19 protein-coding genes are annotated in these 20,923 nt (G+C 37.8%); 8 read left to right on the top strand and 11 right to left on the bottom strand.

Annotation, left to right across the window (positions count from 1 at the left end; all coding sequences use genetic code 11):
- Positions 1-7 precede the first annotated feature (7 nt).
- From F960_RS09005 to F960_RS08990, 4 genes are read right to left on the bottom strand one after another with little or no spacing between them, the layout of a single operon-like run.
- Positions 8-1,045 carry a WD40/YVTN/BNR-like repeat-containing protein gene (locus F960_RS09005; RefSeq protein WP_004862972.1) on the bottom strand — a complete coding sequence of 346 codons (1,038 nt, stop codon included), beginning with the start codon at positions 1,043-1,045 and terminating at the stop codon, positions 8-10.
- A gap of 27 nt (positions 1,046-1,072) precedes the next feature.
- Positions 1,073-1,867, bottom strand: coding sequence for an SDR family NAD(P)-dependent oxidoreductase (locus F960_RS09000; protein ID WP_004862968.1), 795 nt, complete (start codon positions 1,865-1,867; stop codon positions 1,073-1,075).
- Positions 1,868-1,898: 31 nt separating this feature from the next.
- Positions 1,899-3,386, bottom strand: a complete 1,488-nt coding sequence (locus tag F960_RS08995) for an aldehyde dehydrogenase family protein (RefSeq protein WP_004862966.1) — start codon at positions 3,384-3,386, stop codon at positions 1,899-1,901.
- 10 nt (positions 3,387-3,396) lie between these two features.
- Positions 3,397-4,941, bottom strand: coding sequence for an acetolactate synthase large subunit (locus F960_RS08990; protein ID WP_004862961.1), 1,545 nt, complete (start codon positions 4,939-4,941; stop codon positions 3,397-3,399).
- A 184-nt stretch (positions 4,942-5,125) separates the two neighbouring features.
- Here F960_RS08990 and F960_RS08985 point away from each other — a divergent pair, with 184 nt between their 5' ends.
- Positions 5,126-5,902 carry an IclR family transcriptional regulator gene (locus F960_RS08985; protein ID WP_228134721.1) on the top strand — a complete coding sequence of 259 codons (777 nt, stop codon included), beginning with the start codon at positions 5,126-5,128 and terminating at the stop codon, positions 5,900-5,902.
- A gap of 86 nt (positions 5,903-5,988) precedes the next feature.
- Here the strand turns inward: F960_RS08985 and F960_RS08980 are convergent, their stop codons facing one another.
- A complete protein-coding gene (locus tag F960_RS08980; protein ID WP_004862953.1) occupies positions 5,989-6,372 on the bottom strand; it encodes a carboxymuconolactone decarboxylase family protein in 384 nt (127 codons plus the stop codon).
- A gap of 472 nt (positions 6,373-6,844) precedes the next feature.
- Between F960_RS08980 and F960_RS08975 the strand changes: the two genes are divergently transcribed.
- Complete coding sequence (locus tag F960_RS08975; protein ID WP_004862951.1) at positions 6,845-8,233, top strand: MFS transporter; 1,389 nt, start codon at positions 6,845-6,847, stop codon at positions 8,231-8,233.
- An 89-nt stretch (positions 8,234-8,322) separates the two neighbouring features.
- Here the strand turns inward: F960_RS08975 and F960_RS08970 are convergent, their stop codons facing one another.
- The 6 genes from F960_RS08970 to F960_RS08945 form a co-directional block, all read right to left on the bottom strand.
- Positions 8,323-9,507, bottom strand: a complete 1,185-nt coding sequence (locus F960_RS08970) for an acetyl-CoA C-acyltransferase (RefSeq protein ID WP_004862949.1) — start codon at positions 9,505-9,507, stop codon at positions 8,323-8,325.
- Positions 9,508-9,662: 155 nt separating this feature from the next.
- Positions 9,663-10,292, bottom strand: a complete 630-nt coding sequence (locus F960_RS08965; protein WP_004862944.1) for a CoA transferase subunit B — start codon at positions 10,290-10,292, stop codon at positions 9,663-9,665.
- A 2-nt stretch (positions 10,293-10,294) separates the two neighbouring features.
- A complete protein-coding gene (locus tag F960_RS08960; RefSeq protein ID WP_004862942.1) occupies positions 10,295-11,002 on the bottom strand; it encodes a CoA transferase subunit A in 708 nt (235 codons plus the stop codon).
- Positions 11,003-11,448: 446 nt separating this feature from the next.
- On the bottom strand, positions 11,449-12,588 hold the full coding sequence (locus F960_RS08955; protein ID WP_004862941.1) for an FAD-dependent monooxygenase: 1,140 nt from the start codon (positions 12,586-12,588) through the stop codon (positions 11,449-11,451).
- Positions 12,589-12,607: 19 nt separating this feature from the next.
- The gene (locus F960_RS08950) at positions 12,608-13,765 is read right to left on the bottom strand and encodes an alpha/beta hydrolase family protein (RefSeq protein WP_004862939.1); all 1,158 of its coding nucleotides are present in this window, start codon (positions 13,763-13,765) and stop codon (positions 12,608-12,610) included.
- 307 nt (positions 13,766-14,072) lie between these two features.
- The gene (locus F960_RS08945; RefSeq protein WP_004862934.1) at positions 14,073-14,993 is read right to left on the bottom strand and encodes a LysR family transcriptional regulator; all 921 of its coding nucleotides are present in this window, start codon (positions 14,991-14,993) and stop codon (positions 14,073-14,075) included.
- 111 nt (positions 14,994-15,104) lie between these two features.
- Between F960_RS08945 and F960_RS08940 the strand changes: the two genes are divergently transcribed.
- The 6 genes from F960_RS08940 to hisD all read left to right on the top strand — a co-directional run bounded on the left by F960_RS08940 (position 15,105) and on the right by hisD (position 20,833).
- The gene (locus F960_RS08940) at positions 15,105-16,019 is read left to right on the top strand and encodes a VOC family protein (RefSeq protein ID WP_004862931.1); all 915 of its coding nucleotides are present in this window, start codon (positions 15,105-15,107) and stop codon (positions 16,017-16,019) included.
- A 23-nt stretch (positions 16,020-16,042) separates the two neighbouring features.
- Positions 16,043-16,390, top strand: a complete 348-nt coding sequence (locus F960_RS08935; RefSeq protein WP_004862929.1) for a Rieske (2Fe-2S) protein — start codon at positions 16,043-16,045, stop codon at positions 16,388-16,390.
- Complete coding sequence (locus F960_RS08930; RefSeq protein WP_004862927.1) at positions 16,387-16,962, top strand: cupin domain-containing protein; 576 nt, start codon at positions 16,387-16,389, stop codon at positions 16,960-16,962. Before F960_RS08935 ends, F960_RS08930 begins: the two co-directional genes overlap by 4 nt.
- A 155-nt stretch (positions 16,963-17,117) precedes the next feature.
- A complete protein-coding gene (locus F960_RS08925; RefSeq protein ID WP_004862924.1) occupies positions 17,118-18,044 on the top strand; it encodes a SphA family protein in 927 nt (308 codons plus the stop codon).
- A gap of 299 nt (positions 18,045-18,343) precedes the next feature.
- Positions 18,344-19,378: a LacI family DNA-binding transcriptional regulator gene (locus tag F960_RS08920; RefSeq protein WP_004862922.1), complete on the top strand. Its 1,035-nt coding sequence runs from the start codon at positions 18,344-18,346 to the stop codon at positions 19,376-19,378.
- A 147-nt stretch (positions 19,379-19,525) separates the two neighbouring features.
- Entirely contained in the window at positions 19,526-20,833 is a 1,308-nt protein-coding gene (gene hisD, locus F960_RS08915; protein ID WP_004862920.1) for a histidinol dehydrogenase, read from the top strand.
- The last annotated feature ends 90 nt before the right edge of the window (positions 20,834-20,923 follow it).

Raw genomic sequence — 20,923 nt, 5'->3', positions numbered from 1 at the left:
CGCGCTCCTATTTTTCTATCACAGACTGGTGTAATGCTTTGATTTCTGTACGAGCTGGTGTCCACAGCACATCGCTGATTTCACTAAACTCTCGCCATTGTTTGATCCAGCTATTTCCACCATTTTCAGAAGTAAATAAATGTCCATATTTTGTGCCAATCACAATTTTATTTGGATCATCAAAATTTTGCTGAATCGCCCAAATACAAGAATTGGGTTGAACTGGCAAAGGTAGGATTTCCCAAGTTTGAGCAGCATCTTTAGAACGCAAAATTTTGCTGGTACTTCCTGGTGTCCCATCTGAGATACTGACAAATACGGTATCTTCGGCAGCATGGTGAACCGACATCGCCCGAACGTAATACAAATCAAATTGCTCTTTACCAACAATTCCTGTCCAAGTTTCGCCATTATCAACACTACGATAAATTGCGTTTACACAGAGCACGATCACGACTTTTTGACCATGATTTGGCAATACCGCGATGCTATGAATATCGGAATTGAAGTCCCAAAGTAGACGATCATCGACTCGCTGCCAATTTCCACCACCATCCGTTGAATGGAATAAGCCCCCTTCCTCTAGACCAAACCATAACTGATCTGCATCCGTTGGATCATAGGCAAAAGCCAATAATCGTGGTCGATTTACCCCTGCACAGAACTCAGGAATCTCAACATTGGCACGAGTCCAAGTTTTGCCACCATCCAATGTGCGCCATAAAACTGCTCTAGATGGTGCTCCTGTTCCCACAAAAATACGTTGATTGTTTTTTGGATCAACTGCGACTTTCCAGACCGTTTCACCATTGAATGGCGAATCAACAATCTCCCACAATCCGCCACAGTTTTTACTGACACACAATCCAACATCTGTACCAGCATAACTAACTTCATGGTGAACAGGGTCTTGGGATAGCGAACGTGTAATCGCATCGAACTCAATGGCTTGACCTACACCTAAGCGATGCCAAGTTTTTCCATCATCCCCAGAGCGAATCACCGCCTGCCCCGCTGTTGCCACTAAAATCGTTCCGTTCGACATGAGCAACCTCCTTTATTACTTGGACTGTTAGATAAAGATACCGCGTGTCAAACCGCCATCAATACCAATAGATTCCCCAGTGATTGCACCAGCTTTAGGAGATGCCAAGAATCCGATGAGATAACCCATTTCAATCGGTGCTAAGGTGCGACGAATCGGGGTATTGTCGATATAGCCTTGTCGAACTTGTTCTGGAGTTTTGTTTTGTTTAATTCCTTCGCGCTCATAAAGCTCTTCAATATGAGGTGTATCGACGACACCCGGATGGATCAAATTAACAGTTATTCCATTTGGACCAAGTTGGTCTGAAAGTGTTTTAGTCATATGCACAATTGCCAAATTGCGCATGCCTGACATCACTTTACTGCCACGACCTGTTAAGCCACCGATATTGATAATGCGACCAAAACCATTTTTCTTCATATGAGGAACTACAGCTTTTGCACAGCGGAAATAACCAATCACTTTGGTATCTAAATCACCCAATAATTCATGATCTTCTGCAAATTCAATATCATTACGTACTACACCTGATGGCGCAGCAGCACCATTGACCAAAATATCAATACGACCAAATTTTTCGACGGTTTTATTGACCATCTCTTGAACCGTTGCCATATCGGTCGTATCACAAGTCAATGCCAATACTTCATTGCCTGTTTCTTCTGAAATTTCTTGCGCTGCTTGTTGCAAATAACTCATACGACGAGCACAGACAACAACCTTACAACCTTCTTGAGAAAGTAGTCTTGCGACTTCTTTACCAATCCCCATTCCACCGCCAGTAACAATAGCAACGCGATCTTGTAATTCGAGATTCATTTCAACATCCTTTTAAGTAATACATTCATTTTCAAACTAAATTTACACAGACATTTTTGGTTTCTGTATATGCTTCAATCACATCATGGCTCATTTCACGTCCCCATCCTGACTGTTTATAGCCACCAAATGGAGAAACTGGATCGACAACGTTATAACAATTAATCCAAACGGATCCTGCCTCTAAACGTGCTGCGATCGTGTGTGCATTTGCAAGATCTTTGGTCCAAATTCCTGCCGCCAAGCCATATACGGAGTTATTTGCTCGTTCAACGAGATCATCAATATCTGTCCACGGCATAACTGTTAAGACTGGTCCAAAAATTTCCTCTTTTGCGATACACGTTTTCTCGTCTTTATCAAGGAAAATGGTCGGTTGTACGTAATACCCTTTTTCCAATCCTTCTGGACGTTGACCGCCGACAATCAACTCGGCACCATCTTCTTGAGCACGTTCGATATATCTCATCACTGTTTCATATTGACGTTTTGAAACGAGTGGACCCATCGTAGAAGATTCATCTAGACCATTTGTGATGGTCATCGACTGTGCAGCAATTTTCAATTTTTCCAATACTTCATCTAAAATGCTTTCATGCACATAGAGTCGTGAACCTGCTGTACACACTTGACCTTGGTTATAAAAAATCGCGCTTGCTGCACCTGCAACTGCTTTATCTATATCAGCATCTGGCAAGATAATATTTGGAGATTTACCACCCAATTCGAGAGTCACACGTTTCATATTAGAAGTGGCTTGTTGGGCAATGGATTTACCAACATCGGTAGAGCCTGTAAATGTCACTTTATTGACTTTCATGTGTGAACTCAGTGGTTCTCCCACATCTCGTCCAGAGCCAGTAACGAGATTGACTACGCCTTTAGGAAAACCTGCTTCTTCAAAAAGTTGCATCAAACGAATTGCAATCAATGGTGTTTGATCAGCAGGTTTTAAAATGGTGGTACACCCGACTGCCATTGCAGGCGCTAATTTGCCCACACACATGGTCAATGGGAAATTCCACGGTACGATCAGAGCGCAAACCCCAACGGGATCTCTCAAGGTATAATTTAAAAAATTAGCTGTAGGTGCGGTAGATACAGGCACGGTACGACCTTCGATCTTTGTCGCAAACCCAGCAAAATATCGAAGTAAATTAATCGCTCCTAGACACTCACGACGTGAGTACAATAACGGTTTACCATTTTCCAAAGTTATGATTTGTGCCAATTCTTCAGCTTTCTGCTCAATCAAATCAGCAAGCTTATTTAACAATTTTGCACGGACCACAGGGGCTTCATAGCGCCAAGATTTAAAGGCTTGTTGTGCCGCTTCAACTGCGAGATCGACATCATCTGCATTACCTTTTGCAACGACAGCTAAAGACTGTTCTGTTGCAGGATTTTCGATCATAAAGGTCTGTTTGCTTTTGGCATCCTGCCATTGTCCACCTATAAAAAGCTGACTCGGCTGGTCTAAAAAAGCCTGTACTTCTTTTAAAATCACATTTGCAGTCATGATTGAGTCCTCATAGTTCCATTACGATTAAGTGAGGTTGTTGTGATTGATTGGTCATATTTAAGATTCTGTTTAAATCTTCATTGCTACGAGCAACCGTCGAAGCAATACCATAAGCTTGAGATAATGCGGTCCAATCAATCTTGGGCTGATTTAACTCAGTGAGCTCTAGTGCCGTATCACTAAATTTTTCAATTCCAAAGCGTCGCAACTCATTTTGTAAAATGGCATAACGATGATTTGCAGAAATTAAAATTGTGATCGGAAGATTTGAACGGGCAATACTCCACAAAGTTTGGATGGTATATTGCGCGCTGCCATCAGATTGTAAGCAATACACTCGCGTACCCGGTTCAGCCAAAGCCGCACCAAAACCAGCAGGGATTCCTTGCCCAATTGCGCCACCAGTATTGGTCATAACACGATGTTTAACTGCATGATTTGAAGCCGTAAAAAATGGATAACCACAAGTTCCACCTTCAATAGAAACAATAGAATTTTCTTGAAGATTGTTTGCCAAAATAGCCGCTACTGATTGGGGAACTAAAGCTTCTTGCGGATTTGGCATAGCAATCGCTTGAGGCTCAGCCAAGTGATATGGTTTGGCTTCGAGCTGATCTGCCAAAGTATTTAAAGCGCCAGTGACATCCTCCCCAACATCTGCCAATAAAAGCAGACGATCAGGTTCAGCTAAACGAGATGGAATACCCTCATAACCAAAGTAACTAATCGGCTCAATCACACCTGCCAAAACGACATAGTCGTATTGATCCAAAATCTCGATTGCAACTTCTGGGAAATATGGCAGACGATCTAGATCTGGAAGCCCACCCCCTCGATGACTAATCCGTGGAAATGTTTCCGCAAACATTTTGATGCCATCCAAACTTGCCAACCGCCCTGCGGCTTTTAGTCCTTCTTCATAGACACCAGAATCCCCCACAATAAAAACTAGCTTTTTCCCTGCTTTATATAATTCAGCAATTTGCTCTGCTCGTTGAGCAATAAAATGACGTTGAGGCGCTTTTACCGATAAATTTAAATCAGGATTGATGATTTCTTTTGCCTGAAAATCCATAGGCATCACCAAAGTTGCCACTTGCCCTTTGGATTGCCATGCAGCTTGCATCGCTGCCTGCAAATCTGCACCAATGCTTTCAGCATTTTTTGTGACTCGAACCCATCCTGAGACAGTTTTAGCCATTGCTTCAATATCGCTTGCAAGTGGTGGATCATAATTGACATGCCAAGAAGCATGATCACCAATAATGTTCACAATCGGTGTATTGGCACGACGGGCATTGTGCAAATTGGCCAAACTATTTGCGAAACCCGGTCCAAGATGGGTCAGCGTCAATGCCGGTTTTTCTGCAACACGACCATAGCCATCCGCAGCCCCTGAACACACACCTTCAAATAAACTCAAAATAGGCTTAATACGAGTTTCTCGATCCATGACTGCAACCATAGGAATTTCTGTCGTCCCTGGATTGGCAAAACAGTACTCAAATCCCAAATTTGCTGCAACTTTGACTAAATATTCAGCACCAATCATTTAAAGAAACTCCAATTTTTCCCTTATTAAGAGATTTATATAATTTATAAATTAATAAATCAACAATTATTTCCATAATACGGTATTTTTTTAAATATTTCTTTATTTTCCATTTAATGCTAACTTATCTGCATTATTTCCACTATATGAAATTATGAGCAGCAGCCTTTCTAGAATATTAAGCGTGTTAAATTTGTTTACGCCTGAACGCTTGGTGATTGATGCAGAAGTGATTGCAGAAGAATATGATCTATCCAGAACCTCATCCTATCGCTACCTTAAGGAGCTTTGTGATGCAGGTTTGATTGCAAAACGCGGTCCGGGCGGATATGTATTGGGTCCACGACTCATTGAGCTTGACTGGATGATGCGCAAATATGACCCCGTACTCAGTACAGGACGAATTTATATTGAGCAATTGAGCCAAAGAACAGGTTTAACCGTATTTGTCAGTGCTTTTTATGATGATAAAATCATCAATACTTATATTCTTTCTCCAAATAACGCACTCAATTATTCATTTGGGCGAGGTCGTCCATTACCTTTATTTAGAGGTGCACAAGCAAAAATTTTAACGTCTTATCAAGGTGTTAAAAAAATTAAAGATTTATATGAAAAGAAAATTCAATATGATCCCCAAAATGAATATTCATTAGAAGAAATCTTGAAACAAGCCAAACAAATACGCAAAGATGGTTATTGTTTAACGAACAATGAATTAAATAAGGGGCAAACAGGGATCGCGACGCCGATCTTTATTGAACCGAATTCAAAAGAAACACATACCAGTATCAGTGTGGTCGGTTCTTTAGAACAATTTGAATTATTACGCCTCGAAACAATCATTGAAATGTTAGTCGATACATCCGCAAAATTGACTGAAATTTCTGTACAAAGTGAGCAAAAACATGCGCTTGATCGCTTACATCTGATCAATGCTGATGAGGTTGACCATTTATAATAAAAAAACTCCTTATATCCCGTATAAGGAGTTTTTTAACGAATACATATAAAATAATAAATTAGCTACAATTACTAATTTAAAAATCAGCCTTGCTCTTCAAACTCTAAAAATGCCTGTTTAGCAAGTTTAAAACTATCTACTGCTGCCGGTACTCCACAATAAATCGCAACTTGCATCAGCGTTGCTCTAATCTGTTCTTTAGATAAACCATTTCTAAGTCCGCCTTTGATATGAAGTTTTAATTCATTTGGTCGATTCAGCGCGGAGATCATCGCAATATTGATTAAACTGCGTTGTTGCAAACTCAAAGTTTCATCACTCCAGATCGTTCCCCAACAGTATTCCGTCACAAGCTGCTGCAATGGTCCTGAAAACTCATCCATGTTTTGGATGGCTTGATTGACATATTCCTCACCTAAAACTTGCTTTCGGATTTTTAGCCCTTGCATGTATTTTTCAGATCCCATTTCACTCTCCTCACTCGCTCAATTGAAATATTGAATAAATTTATAATTTGACCACACCAGCAAAACCAAGAAATACAAAATAAATAAATTCCCATATAAAGGGATATATATAATTATTTATAAAATTTAACAATATTATTTTAATAATTTTTCACAATATGGAATTTTTAAAATTTTTCTTTATTTTATTTTAAATATATGCTTAATTAATATTCACTGATTTCCACTATCAGGGATTTTTCCATATGGAAATAAAAAAATAAAAACAAATATCCCGCATTTTGGAATTTTTCAAATATATGAGTTATAGATATTTTCTGTTTTAAAAGCGATGTTCGCTAAAATATTTTTGGAAAGTTAAACACTCCAAAATATGAAATATATATCTGATTTTATTAAATTATTTTAATGATCAGTAAAACCAGTACTTATCAGACTAATCGTTAAATGATGATCACGGAGGAAATCATTTATGAGCGTTAACAGCCCGGATGTAAATCTAGTCCAGACCAATACTCATGAATATGATCGAAAATCAGAAAGAAAAGTTGCTCTTGCTACCATGATAGGCACAGCGATTGAATTTTATGATTATTTTATTTATGCAGCAATTGCAGGCATGGTATTCAAGCACACGTTCTTTTCTCCTGCTGGGGAAAGCTTTGCCGTAATTCTTGCCTTTGCTTCTGTCGGAATTAGTTTCCTATTTAGACCATTAGGTGCATTTATCGCAGGTCACTATGGCGATAAGCTTGGTCGTAAAACCATGCTTGTGCTTTCTCTGGTTTTGATGGGAGGAAGTACCACACTGATTGGTTTATTACCAACTTATGCAAGTATCGGCTTGCTCGCCCCCGCACTGTTAATTTTCTTGCGTATTTTGCAAGGAATTTCAGCTGGTGGAGAATGGGGTGGCGCGATTTTAATGGCGGTAGAACATGCACCTGAAGGTAAACGTGGACGTTTTGGATCTTTTCCTCAACTGGGTGTACCACTAGGTCTTTTACTTTCTTCAGCAGTACTGGTGCTTATGACTGGTGTTATTTCTCCAGGGGATGCTTTTCTTGAATGGGGCTGGCGTATCCCGTTTCTATTGAGTATCGTCCTTGTAGTGATTGGTCACTGGATTCGTATTTCTTTAGATGAAACCCCTGTATTTAAAGAAATAAAAAAACGTAAAGTCGAAACCCATACACCGATCAAAAATCTATTTACGCAACATTTTCCAATACTGATGCTAGCTGCATTGTTATTGGCTGGAACTCAAGCCGTGGGCTATATGACTACGGGTGGGTTTATCCAAAACTATACCACTGATCCAAATGGTTCAATCCGTATGGACCGACCAACGATGCTATTGGTTGTCACTTTTGCTGCATTTATTTGGCTTATTTTTACATGGCTTGCAGGCGGTTGGGCAGATAAATTTGGTCGTAAAAAAATCTATTATGCAAGCTATATTTTGCAATTGATCACGGTATTCATGCTATTCCCATTGGTCAATCACGGTACTGTTTTTTCAATCGGTTTAGCTTTAGTCTTACTTTCGATTAGCGTTGGCTTGGCCTGTGGTGTTCAATCTGCTTTCTATTCTGAACTGTTCCCTGCCTCTATTCGATTTTCGGGAGTGTCCATCGCTTATGCTTTGGGATCGATTTTAGGTGGAGCATTTTCACCGATGATCGCAGCATGGCTCATTGCAAAAACTGGAGAGAGTGCTTCTGTGACTTATTATCTTGCGGCAATGACCATTCTTTCTTTAGTGGCAATCACATGCCTTCGAGATAGAAAAGATATTCCTTTAGATCCAGACCATGAAGCATTACAACGTGCTAATCCATTTTCATGGCAGAAGGATTAATATTTAAATCAATCACAAAAAGAATCATGCTGTATAACAGCATGATTCTTTTATTTATTAAAATCAGCAATCTATTACAAAGTTTAAAATCAGAAAACTTCAAATAAAGCTGCTGCCCCCATTCCACCGCCAATACACATAGAGACAACTGCATACTTTTCTTTACGGCGTTTTGCTTCTAAAAGCGCATGACCAACCATACGCGATCCAGTCATTCCATAAGGATGTCCGATAGATATACTTCCGCCATTAATATTATATTTTTGAGGGTCAATCCCTAAAAAATCTCTGCAATATAATACTTGGCAAGCAAAAGCTTCATTTAGCTCCCAAACACCAATATCATCTATTTTCAAACCATTCAGTTTCAATAATTTTTGTATAGCTGAGATAGGGCCAATTCCCATTTCTTCAGGGCTACAACCTGTAACAGTCATACCTCGATACACACCCAATGGCTGTAAACCGAGTCTTTCTGCATTTTTTGCCTCAAGTAAAACACATGCTGATGCTCCATCTGACAATTGACTAGCATTTCCAGCTGTAATTACTCCACCCTCAATGACAGGATTAAGTTTACTTAAATCAGATAAAATAGTTTCAGGGCGATTGCCCTCATCTTGGGATAAAGTAATTTGCTTATAAGAAACTTCACCTGTTTCTTTGTTTTTAATTTTCATTTGTGAAGTCACAGAGATGATTTCGTCATCAAAGATCTTATTTTTTTGGGCATTTGCTGTTCTTATTTGGGATTGCAAAGCATATTCATCTTGCTTTTCTCGACTAATCCCATATTTCTTTGCAACATATTCTGCAGTCTGTAGCATTGGCATATAAGCATTTTGCACAAGTTTTACTACATTTGGGTCAATTTCTCGGCTGGTCCACTCAAAATAAGGAACTTGTACCGCGCTGATATTTTCTTGTCCACCTGCGATTACAGCATCCATTCCATCAAAAGTAATCTGTTTTGCTGCTGTCGCGATAGCCATAAGACCTGATGAACATTGTCGATCTATAGTTTGGGCTGGAACTGATACGGGAAGCCCTGCAGCGAAAGAGCCCATACGTGCAATATTACTGCCTGCTGTACCTGCGTTTAAAACTGAACCGATAATAACATCTTCGAAAATATCACCCTCTAGCCCTGTTTTAGCAACAACTGCTTGTATGGCATGTCCTAGCAACGTCGGCGATTTAATATCATTAAATGCACCACGAAAAGCCCGACCAATAGGAGTTCGAGCAGTTGAAACAATTACGGCTTCGCGCATATCTTTTTCCTCTTTTCTATCAACTTTAGGCTGAGTTATGCATGTTTATACGCAGCGATGAAGTTTTTCAAACATCAAAAATATCGATTTAACTTATTAATTTTCATGGTAAATCTATATTTTCGATTTAAAACATAATGAAATATTTGGAGCAATTAAATAATCAGCTCTGCTGCTGTCGCTTGTTGAATCTGTTCAAGGGTTACATCTTTTGCGAGTTCAACTAACTTAAAACCTTGCGGCGTAACATCTATAACGCCTAAATCAGTAATAATTCGGTCTACGACTTGTTTACCTGTTAACGGAAGTTGGCACTGTTGCAAAAGTTTCGGTTGACCTGCTCGAGAAAGATGCTCCATCAAAACAATAATTTTTTTAGCGCCTGAAACTAAATCCATAGCTCCGCCGATGCCCTTTACTTTTTTCCCTGGAATCATCCAGTTCGCTAAATCACCCTGTTCGGAAACTTCCATTCCACCCAAGATCGCAACATCTATATTGCCGCTACGAATCATTGCGAAAGAAGCTGAACTTTCAAAAAAAGAAGCGCCGGGAATGGTGGTAACCGTCTCTTTTCCTGCATTAATTAAATCAACATCCACATTTTCTTCGGTCGGATAATCACCCATACCCAATAGACCATTTTCAGATTGCAACCAAATTTGAAAATTTTGAGGAATATAACTTGCCACCAAGGTCGGCAAACCTATGCCTAAATTTACATAATTGCCATCTTCTAATTCTTGGGCAGCGCGTTGCGCCATCTCTAATCTCGTCCAGCCCATTTTTATACTCCGACATTTTCTTTTAGTTTGATTTGTTCTATCCGTTTTACAGGATTTGGCACATGAACAATTCTTTGTACATAGATTCCAGGCAAATGTACGTCATCTGGATCAATTTCACCGACTTCAACGAGTTCTTCAACTTCAACAATAGTTATTTTCCCAGCTACAGCACAATCTGGATTAAAGTTACGTGCGGTTTTTCTAAAAACCAAATTACCTGCTTTATCCGCTTTATAAGCTTTGACTAAAGCAACATCGACATCAAAAGCATGTTCTAATAAATATTCTTGCCCATTGAAAATACGAATTTCTTTATGATCCGCAATCACTGTTCCAACACCAGTACGTGTATAAAATCCAGGAATACCTGCACCAGCCGATCTCAGTTTTTCAGCCAAAGTTCCTTGTGGGATGAGTTCAACATCCAATTCACCTGAAATCATTTGTCTTTCGAACTCTTGATTATCGCCAATAAAAGATGCAATCATTTTTTTGATTTGTCTGGTTTTTAAGAGCATTCCTAAACCATAGTCATCCAGTCCCGCATTATTGGAAATGCAGGTGAGATTTTTTACATCACTATCTCTTACAGCACATATAAGTTGGTCTGGTATGCCACATAAGCCAAATCCACCAACCGCAATGCTTAAATTGTCTTTGAGAACATCAGCCAATGCCGATACTGAATCTTGATAAACCTTATTCATACATAATCCCTGTTAGGCCTATTTCAGTTAAACCTGTTGTAACTGAAAACATATTTATTGAATGCTTGGAATAATGTTGATTTCATTTTCACTCAATAAATACAGCTAAACCTCTAATTCGATAGAGTTTTACCAAATAACAATTCACCAGAATCATTAGGGTCTGTTGACATTTCAAATTGGTTGCGACAATGAGTGTTTTTTAGGTGATATGAGGCGTAGATTGAGAAATTTAGTGATCTAAATGATCAATCTACAACGATATAGCATCAAAAAACACTCTCGTCCCGAAGGGTTGTGGCTAAAATTATCACAGGCTTCGTTACGAAATTTGAAAATGGTCTCGCCATTCTCTGCATTTCATGCCTTGCCTGCTCAATTTTAGCCGACAACGCAATTCAGTTATGAAATGTCAACAGACCCTATTTGGTTATATCAATCCATGTTTAAGCACTTATTGGCTTACTGAGCTGTTCATAAGATTCTTTCATTAATAAGCCTCTTTTTTCATCAGGCTCATGATTGATCTCGTATTGACCTAATTGAACAGAATTATCAACAACCAACTTCGCTCGTGCATAATGTCTGCGTCGATAATTTTTAAATGCTTCTTCTATCGTTTGTTCTTTCTCGATTTCCTGACTCAGTATCAGCGCGCCTTCCACAGCAATTCCGGCACCTGTTGCTAGATGTGGTGTCGCTGCATGTACGGCATCCCCAATCAAGACAATACGATTTTTATGCCATTCTTCTTCAAGCATATGATATGAAAGCGGTCTAAAAATAATATCTTTAGCAGTGATTTTACCTTCATGGATTAACTTGACTATCGATGGAATTTCTCCACCAAACTCACTTAAATGATCTGCAAGTAAACCTGTCAAACGTTCTTCAGCGATATATTCTTCTTTCTCAATATGATCATTAAAGAACATATAGCACTCTGTTTTACTAATCGGTGTGAAGCCTGTTTTAATCTCATTACCAAAGAAAATCGTGCATTGATCAACAAATCTTGGAACAACAACACGCCAAACGCCTTGGTGAGTAAAGGTAGAACCTTGAAAATTTGGATAAAGTAAGTTTCTGATTTGCGAACGAACGCCATCTGCTCCAATGACAATATCGTAAGTATCTTTTCGACCATCTGAAAATGTCACATCGACGTTTTCAGCAGTCTGTTCCAAGCTTTCGATGGTGGTATTTAAAAGAACATTGACATTATATTCTTTCATTTTATCCGCTAAGATCTCAGCAAGTTTAGTACGCATAACACCAACACCGCCCGGCAGATCGTTTGAAGCAATCCCTGGAAACATTGGAATCCTTCTGAGGAATTCACCTTGAGCTGTGTATTGATCTACTGAATCAAAACGACCGCCATATTTTTCCAACTCATCCATGATGCCAATTTCTTTAAATACTCTTAAAGTTGGCGCACTTAAGGTAATACCTGCACCGATTGGGGTTAGAGAAGATTTTTCTTCAATTAAATCAACTGTAAGATTCTGTCTACCCAATAGAATTGCCGCAGTCATACCAGCAATACCACCACCTACGATGGCAACTTTATTCATCCCTTTCATGATCTATCCCTTATATTATTTAAGCTACACGGCAATTCAATTGTTCAGCTAACCAATCCGCAAGGGTATCGGCTGCGTTATACGGATTGTCCAATGAACAATGCTCGACACCACCTTCCCGTGCGGTAAATACAACCAAATCACGTTTAGGGCTATTGACTAATTGTTCATATGTTTCATAGGCATACTTCAATGGAATCTGTCTGTCGTTATCACCGTGAGTGACTAAAAATGGCACTTTAATATTTTGTAATACGCCATTTAAATGCATGTTTTCAGCTTTCTTAAAGAAGTCTTCTAAATCTTTGGCACCAAACACCCATTCAACATGTTTCCAATAATGAGGTACTGGTCTTTCACCTTCATTTTTATAACGCGCTTGTTGAACTTCACGCCAATCATGATTTGCACCCCAAACAGCACCACATGCAAAACGTGGCTCAAATGCGACTGCACGAGGAGCATAATATCCACCCAACGAAATCCCTAAAGCACCAATATTTTTTGAATCAATTTCTGGTTGTTGATAAAGCCAATCAACGATCGGAGACGCCCATACTTCTGTGTTATATACAGCAGTTAAATTTTGCAAACGCAAAGCTTCGCCAGTACCAGGTTGATCAATACATAAAAGTGAAACGCCACGTTTACGTAATTTTTCAGTTAAAGGGGTTCCATAAAGAAGTTCTTTGCTTGAATCTAAACCATTCATCATAACGACGACTGGAGATTTGGCATTTCCAGTATCAGCCTTAATATAAATTGCACTGATGTGGCTATCGCCATACGGAATTTCTACACGAGTAACATTTTCTTTTTTATATTTTCGAGATAAGTCGTAGCATTCTAGAGCCTTGGCATAAACAAATACTCGCTCAGGATCACCATGTTCCTGCATACGTTCAGCAGTAAGATAGTACAAACCAGCACGTTCGAGTTTTTCACCAGCAGAAAATTCACGCCCTAGCGCTAAATCTTCATTAGCAAGTTCAACTAATTGATCAGCAAACTTTCTCCAAACTTCCATAAATGCTTTTGTATTGACATCATCACCATTTTTAGAAGCATCAAGGATTGGTTTACATATTTCGTCAATTTCACCGATATTACCGCCATAACCAAGTGCAATTAACGTAGATAAACTCCACACATAATTTGTTGGGAAATAGTGAAACATATAAAACCTCATTATTTATTTAATTTAAATAGCTATAAAACCAAAAAATAAAATAAATAAATTATTTTCATCTAAAATAAAAATGCAAAAATAATCCATTATATTTTAATATATTAATTCCCTTGGCTTTAAATCCACTTTAAATCCATGAAACTAAATAAAACAATTTAATCAACTTATCTTATAATCGACCAAATTAATTTATCTACCAATGGATCAAATTTAGATATTTGCCAAAAACAATTCAAATTAAACTTATCAATGAGCTACATTTATGAAATCAATACATCACATGTTTCACTATTCATCAAATCTCTTTAAAAATTGACATTTTTTTATAACACTCTTTCAAAATATTGATCAAAAATAAAAGCTCTTGATCCTTTTCTTTATATCTATGCCATTGCACTGTTTGTCTAAACTTAGGAAATTCAAAAGGTAATTCATGAATAGTTAAATCATGACTTTCGGCATATTTGGCTGCTAAGCCTCTATGAATAGTCGCAATATAATTTGAATTGGCAACAAAAACTGGAATCATAGAAAAACTGTAACAAGATACTGCAATTTTACGTTCTATACCGATATCATTCATCCAGATGGATTCTATAGAACCACTGGCAAAAGTCGGTTTCATTACAACATGCGGCGTATTTACAAAATCATCATAACCAATAGTCTCACCTATATTTGAGTATTTTTTAGATGAAATACAAACAAAATCATCTTCAAAAACATGCTCTATAGGATGCTTTTGTGCTGCTGAAATTTCAGGAATTATCAATAAATCTACTTCTTCATATTCAAGTGCAAATTCTGGTTTTGTCGTCTGGGCAATAAAATCTAAATGAATGTTGTAATTATTTTCTCTAATGTAATCGATGAGTATCGGGCAAACTGTTGCTAATGAATAATCTGATACACAAATCTTAAATTTTAATAAGTCTGTATGTGGATCGAAAAATGGCTTTTGAATAATTTTAGAATCAATGGAAAATAAAATTTCTTTTACAGGTTTTACTAATGTTTTAGCTCTTGCAGTGAGCGTCATATTCTTTCCAACAGGAATTAAAATATCATCATCAAAATACTCTCTTAATCTAGATAATGCATTACTTGCCGAGGACTGAGTTATATACATTTTTTCAGCAGCTTTACTTACACTTTGTTCCGTTAAAAAGTGATTTAATGCAACCAGTAAGTTTAAATCTAAGTTTTTATATCGCATAATAATCCTTTATATACATTGATGAAATCAATACATAGTATTGTTAATAATCATTTGAGTAAATAATAAAAAATTAAAATAATGAAAAAAAGAAAATTAAGGAAAATTTTTATGAATATTATCGGTCCCGATACTTTAGTATTTGCAGTTACTCAGTTTAATGAGTCTTGCCAATTTTTAAAAGATTATGGTTTACAAGAAACTTATCTGAGTGAAACTCATGCGATTTATTCAGCGTTGGATGGTACATCCATAGAAATTTATGATGAAAAAAATTGTGATCTTCCTGCTTTAGCGAATGGTAGTTCTTTGAGACAACAAGTCTATGGTGTTGTCAATAAACATGCGCTAAATGAAATTTACAATGAACTTTCTAAAGATCGAGTCGTTAATATCAATGCAGATGGAACTTTAGAAACTGTTGATGCATCAGGTTTCTCACTCAAATTTCAAGTTTCGATTCGCAAAGAATTACATTTAGAAGCTGAAAAAATCAATTCTCCAGGCGCTAAACCACAAAGAGCAATCAATGAACTAGGTATCCCTGCAACTGATGCTCCATTACCACGTTCTTTAGGTCATTTTGTTTTATTTGTACCCGATGTAAAAGCGGCAAATGATTTTTATTGCAATCGTCTTGGTTTTCGAATTTCAGACATTATGCAAGATGCAGGCTGTTTTTTAAGACCGAAAGCCAATGATGACCATCATACATTACTTATTATTCAAGCTCCTCCTGAAGCGCAAGGCATTGACCATTTTGCCTTCCATTTAGCTGGACCGACTGAATTAATGATTGCTGGATCTCGATTTACAGAGCTTGGTTACACCACTTATTGGGGACCTGGACGTCACATTTTGGGATCAAACTGGTTTTGGTATTTCAACTCTCCTTTGGGCTGTCATGTTGAATACGATGCCGATATGGATAAACACGATGACAGTTGGGCTCCAAGGACATCACATTATGCCAAAGACACGACGCAACGCTTTTTATTGAAATATTCTGAACGAGTTCTTCCATAAATCTCCTCTAGGAGATCCTGTTCATGGAATTAGAGTATTTATGCAAAATTACTGAATTAAATCAAAATGATATATTTTCAAAACATTCTAATTTATTCAGTAAAAACATTATTCTCATACGTCGTAATGGAAAATTATATGCATGGTTAGATGCTTGTCCTCATTATGAAAATGGACCTGCAATGGCTTTAAAAAAAGATCAATACCTGAGTCCAGATCAGCAGTTTTTAATGTGTTTTGGCCATGGAGCTAAATTTGATATCGCAACAGGGCTTTGTGTGCATGGACCCTGTTTAGGAAAAAAATTAACGCCTATTTATTTTGAAATTATTTCTGATGAAATATTTTTGTATAAGGAAACAATAAAATGAGTTTAAAGGAAATTAATCGGGTTGTGACTGGTCATGATGAAAATGGTAAAGCCATCATACTGAAAAGTGGTCACTTAAATAATATCCATCATTTAGAAAATGCGCCGGGCATGATTTTTTATGAAGTATGGAATACTGGCGAAAATCAAGTCATTACAGCAAAAACTGAAGATGTTGCGACAGGTGCAGTCACACTTAGTCCAACTGTTGCTGGCACACGCTTTCGTTTTGTAGATTTTCCACCAGATAGCGAATATGTACATAAATTATCACTAGATCCTGAAAAATCATCATTTAAAGATATGGGTGAAGTCAAAGCAGCTACTTCAACGACTCACTCTAGACATCCAATGATGCATCGTACTGAAACGATTGATTACGGGATTGTAATCAGTGGCACCATTACATTATTGCTTGATGATGAAGAAATCGAAGTACATGAAAATAGCGTTGTTGTTCAACGTGGTACCAATCATGCTTGGGCAAACAGAACCAATCAAGTGTGTCGTATGGCATTTATTTTGACAGATGCCCAATATGACAGCGAACTCGAACAACATTTTTCTAAATAATTACACCAGTTTGATAAGTTTTAAGCATCCCTCACCTTAAAACTTATCATCTTTTAAAACAAACAAATGATTGCGAAATCAATAATGAATTTTTATTAACAAAAACTGTGCTTATTTAAATGGAAAAAATAAGCGAAAACACTATGGATAGACTTATGCTAAATCTAAAAATGATCAAAGCAAGCTTCGTTGTGCCTGCTTTAATGATACTACCTGCAATCTCTGGACATGCTGCAGAAAATGGTAATTACTCATTTCCAGCGGGTGCTTCACTCTATTTAATCGGAGGATTCCCACCTGTTCCCGGTAACTATCTGCAAGTCATGGCAGCTCAAACAGACTCGTCACGATTAAATAATTCTAGAGGTGACGAAATTAAGGGAACTGATTTTGATTTAAAAGTAAATGCGGCAACGGTTCGATTTTTCACCGTGTGGGACAGTCATATTTTTGGTGCAGATAGTTTTGCGTCAGAACTTATCGGGACTTATGCTCATGCAAAAAACTCGATGAACACACCTGATGGACATTTTTCAGATAGCCAAGATGGATTAGGCGATATTATTATTGGACCGTTTTTATTTCAATGGGATCTCGGTGAAAATAAAAATTGGCATGCAGTTTTTGCAACGGACTATGTGATTCCTACTGGCTCATATTCTAAAAATAGAGCATTAAATGTTTCTAATAATAGATTTTCAATCCAACCAATTGTTGCACTTAGATATGAAAGCCCCTTGGGATTTGAACTTGGTGTTGAACCACGATTATCTTTTAACTGGAAAAATCAGGATACCAATTATAAAACTGGGACAGAGGTTTTCGTAGAATACATGGCAGCATATAAAATTGGTCAATGGAAAGCTGGTGTTAGTGGCTATTATGCCGATCAATTAGAAGAAGATGAGCTAAATGGAAAAAAACTAAATGACTCTAAAACAAAAGGTTTTGGTATCGGTCCAACGCTTCAATATCAATTTCCAAATCACTCTGTTGTGATCGCTTCGTGGCAAAAAGATATCGTCGCTGAAAATAAATCTGAAAATAACAATTTCTATTTAACCTATATGTTTAAATACTAATTGCATTTAAATGATATATGATTGATATTTTTAATAATTTATATAAGCATTTTGATCTAGAAATGGAGAGTTCTTCAGGACTAGATCAAAATGCCCAGCTTAGATTTTGTATAAAACCAAAGGACGGGCTTAGATATTTAATAAAGAATATTTAAATGACACTATATGACTCGTGACTGCCTGTTCAGCACTGGCTAAGTCTTTATTTTCCAATGCGGAAATAATTCAATTAGAAAAACTGATCAATTGAAACTATAATTCGAACGAAATTCAACAAAATGAATAGGCACTCGTGATCCATGGCAGATACGCATGACACATCCCTAAACCCAAGACGCTCTGTTACTGCTCATGATGTAGCAAAATTAGCAGGAGTGTCACAATCGGCTGTGTCTCGTCATTTCACACCTGGGGCGAGCGTTTCTGAAAAAACTCGAAAAAAAATCATTGAAGCTGCTAAACAGCTCGGTTATAGACCGAATTTAATTGCTCGTTCACTGATCACAAAAAAAACCAACTTGATTGGCATTGTACTGCCGCTCAACTCCAATCCCTATTACCAAACCATATTAGAAGAATTATCTTTTGAACTCTCAAGCCATGGTTATCGAATTTTATTATTTACCAATAAAACGACAAATAACTCTGACTTGTTGATGGAAGAAATCTTGCATTATCCATTAGATGGCTTAATTCTTATTGCAGTAAATTTATCCTCACATCTTGCGGATGAATGTATGCAAAATGATTTACCTGTGGTGATGCTGACCCGTAAAACTGAGTCAAACTCGATTTCAAGTGTCACAGGGAACAATGTTCAAGGCGTCCATCAAATTGTAGATTTTCTTTTGGCCGGTGAGCATCACAATTTTGCCTATCTTGCAGGTGATCACACCTCTTCGACCAATCGGGATCGGGAAGAAGCTTATTTTTCTTATCTGAAAAGTCATGGCATTGAAAATATTCAAAAAGCACTCGGAAACTATACTTACGAGGAGTCAAGACAAGCTGCACGTGAGCTTCTAAAATCAGATCCCCGCCCTGACGCTATTTTTTGTGCCAATGATCAAATGGCACTTTCAGCACTCGAAGTTGCTCAGCATGAATTTGCTTTGAAAATTGGTCAAGATATCTCTATTGTTGGTTTTGATGATAACTATTTAGCTGCATGGGAATCTTTTCAGCTCACCACTTTTTCTCAGCCCTCAAAGCAAATGGTCGAACAAGCTATTCAAGTTTTATTTGAGCAAATGCAAAATCATGGCAGCACCCCTCAAAATATTATCGTTGAAGGTCAATTGATCATTCGAAAATCAGCTAGATTGCCTAAATAGTCTTATAAAATAAAATATTAAGTTTATGAACCACTTAAAATCATGATCTTTTAATGATCTAAATTTATTTTTTAAAAAATATTGCATACGTATGCAAAAAGCATTATTTTAAAAAAAGAAGCTTTTACCCTCTAAGGAAAATTCGACATGGCAGTTTGGTTAAAACAAGGTGCAGCGCCAGAAGCTGTAAAAAATACACAAATTCAAGTTCGCGAAACAGTTGAAAATATCCTTGCTGATATTGAAAATCGCGGCGATGTTGCGGTGAGAGAACTTTCAGCAAAATTTGATAAATTAGAACGTGATAACTTTCTTTTGAGTGAACAAGAAATCGAAGCGTGTTTATCACAATTATCTAAACGTGATCTAAGCGATATTCGTTTTGCACAAACTCAAGTTGAAAATTTTGCTCGTCATCAACGTGATAGTATCAAAGATATCGAAGTTGAAACGATGCCTGGGGTGATCCTCGGTCATAAAAATATTCCTGTAAGTGCAGCAGGCTGTTATGTACCAGGTGGTAAATATCCGCTTTTAGCATCAGCGCATATGTCTGTGATTACTGCTCGTGTAGCAGGTGTACCTCGTATCATCACATGCGCACCACCATTTAATGGTAAGCCAGCTCCCGCAATTGTTGCTGCTCAACACTTGGCGGGTGCCAATGAAATTTACTGTTTAGGTGGTGTTCAAGCGATTGGTGCGATGGCAATTGGTACAGAATCTATTGCTCCAGTTGATATTTTAGTTGGTCCGGGTAATGCCTTTGTCGCAGAAGCGAAACGTCAATTATTTGGTCGCGTGGGTATCGATTTATTTGCAGGCCCTACCGAAACTTTAGTGATTGCTGATGAATCTGTTGATGGTGAGCTTTGTGCAACGGATTTACTTGGTCAAGCAGAACATGGTCCTGACTCTCCTGCGATCTTATTGACGACATCTATGCAACTTGCCAAAGATACCATTTCTGAAGTTGAGCGTTTGCTCAATATCCTTCCAACAGCGGCGATTGCTCGTCAAGCATGGGACAAGTTTGGTGAAGTGATCGTTGCTGATTCTGATGAAGAAATGCTTGAAATTGCAAATAAATTGGCATTTGAGCATGTGCAAGTGATGACACATGATCCTGATTATTTCCTCAATCACCTACAAAACTTTGGTGCGTTATTTATCGGTCCGCGTACCAACGTGGCATACGGCGATAAAGTGATTGGTACAAACCATACTTTACCAACGAAAAAAGCGGCACGTTATACAGGCGGTTTATGGGTAGGTAAGTTTATTAAAACATGTACTTATCAAAAAGTTTTAACAGATGAAGCTTCTACACTTGTTGGTGAGTATTGTTCACGCCTGTGCGGACTTGAAGGTTTCGCAGGTCACGGTGAGCAAGCCAATATCCGTGTACGTCGCTATGGCAACAAAGATGTTCCATACGCTGGGATCGCAGAATAATTCAATCATGACGATTGTTAGTTAACAATCTGAATTTAGTATTTTAAAGCAGGGAAATTGAAGATCTCAAACATGGATGATTGAATATTC

Origin of the sequence: Acinetobacter gerneri DSM 14967 = CIP 107464 = MTCC 9824 (assembly GCF_000368565.1) — a bacterium.
Taxonomy (GTDB): domain Bacteria; phylum Pseudomonadota; class Gammaproteobacteria; order Pseudomonadales; family Moraxellaceae; genus Acinetobacter; species Acinetobacter gerneri.
This window is presented reverse-complemented; position numbering and strand designations above follow the sequence as displayed.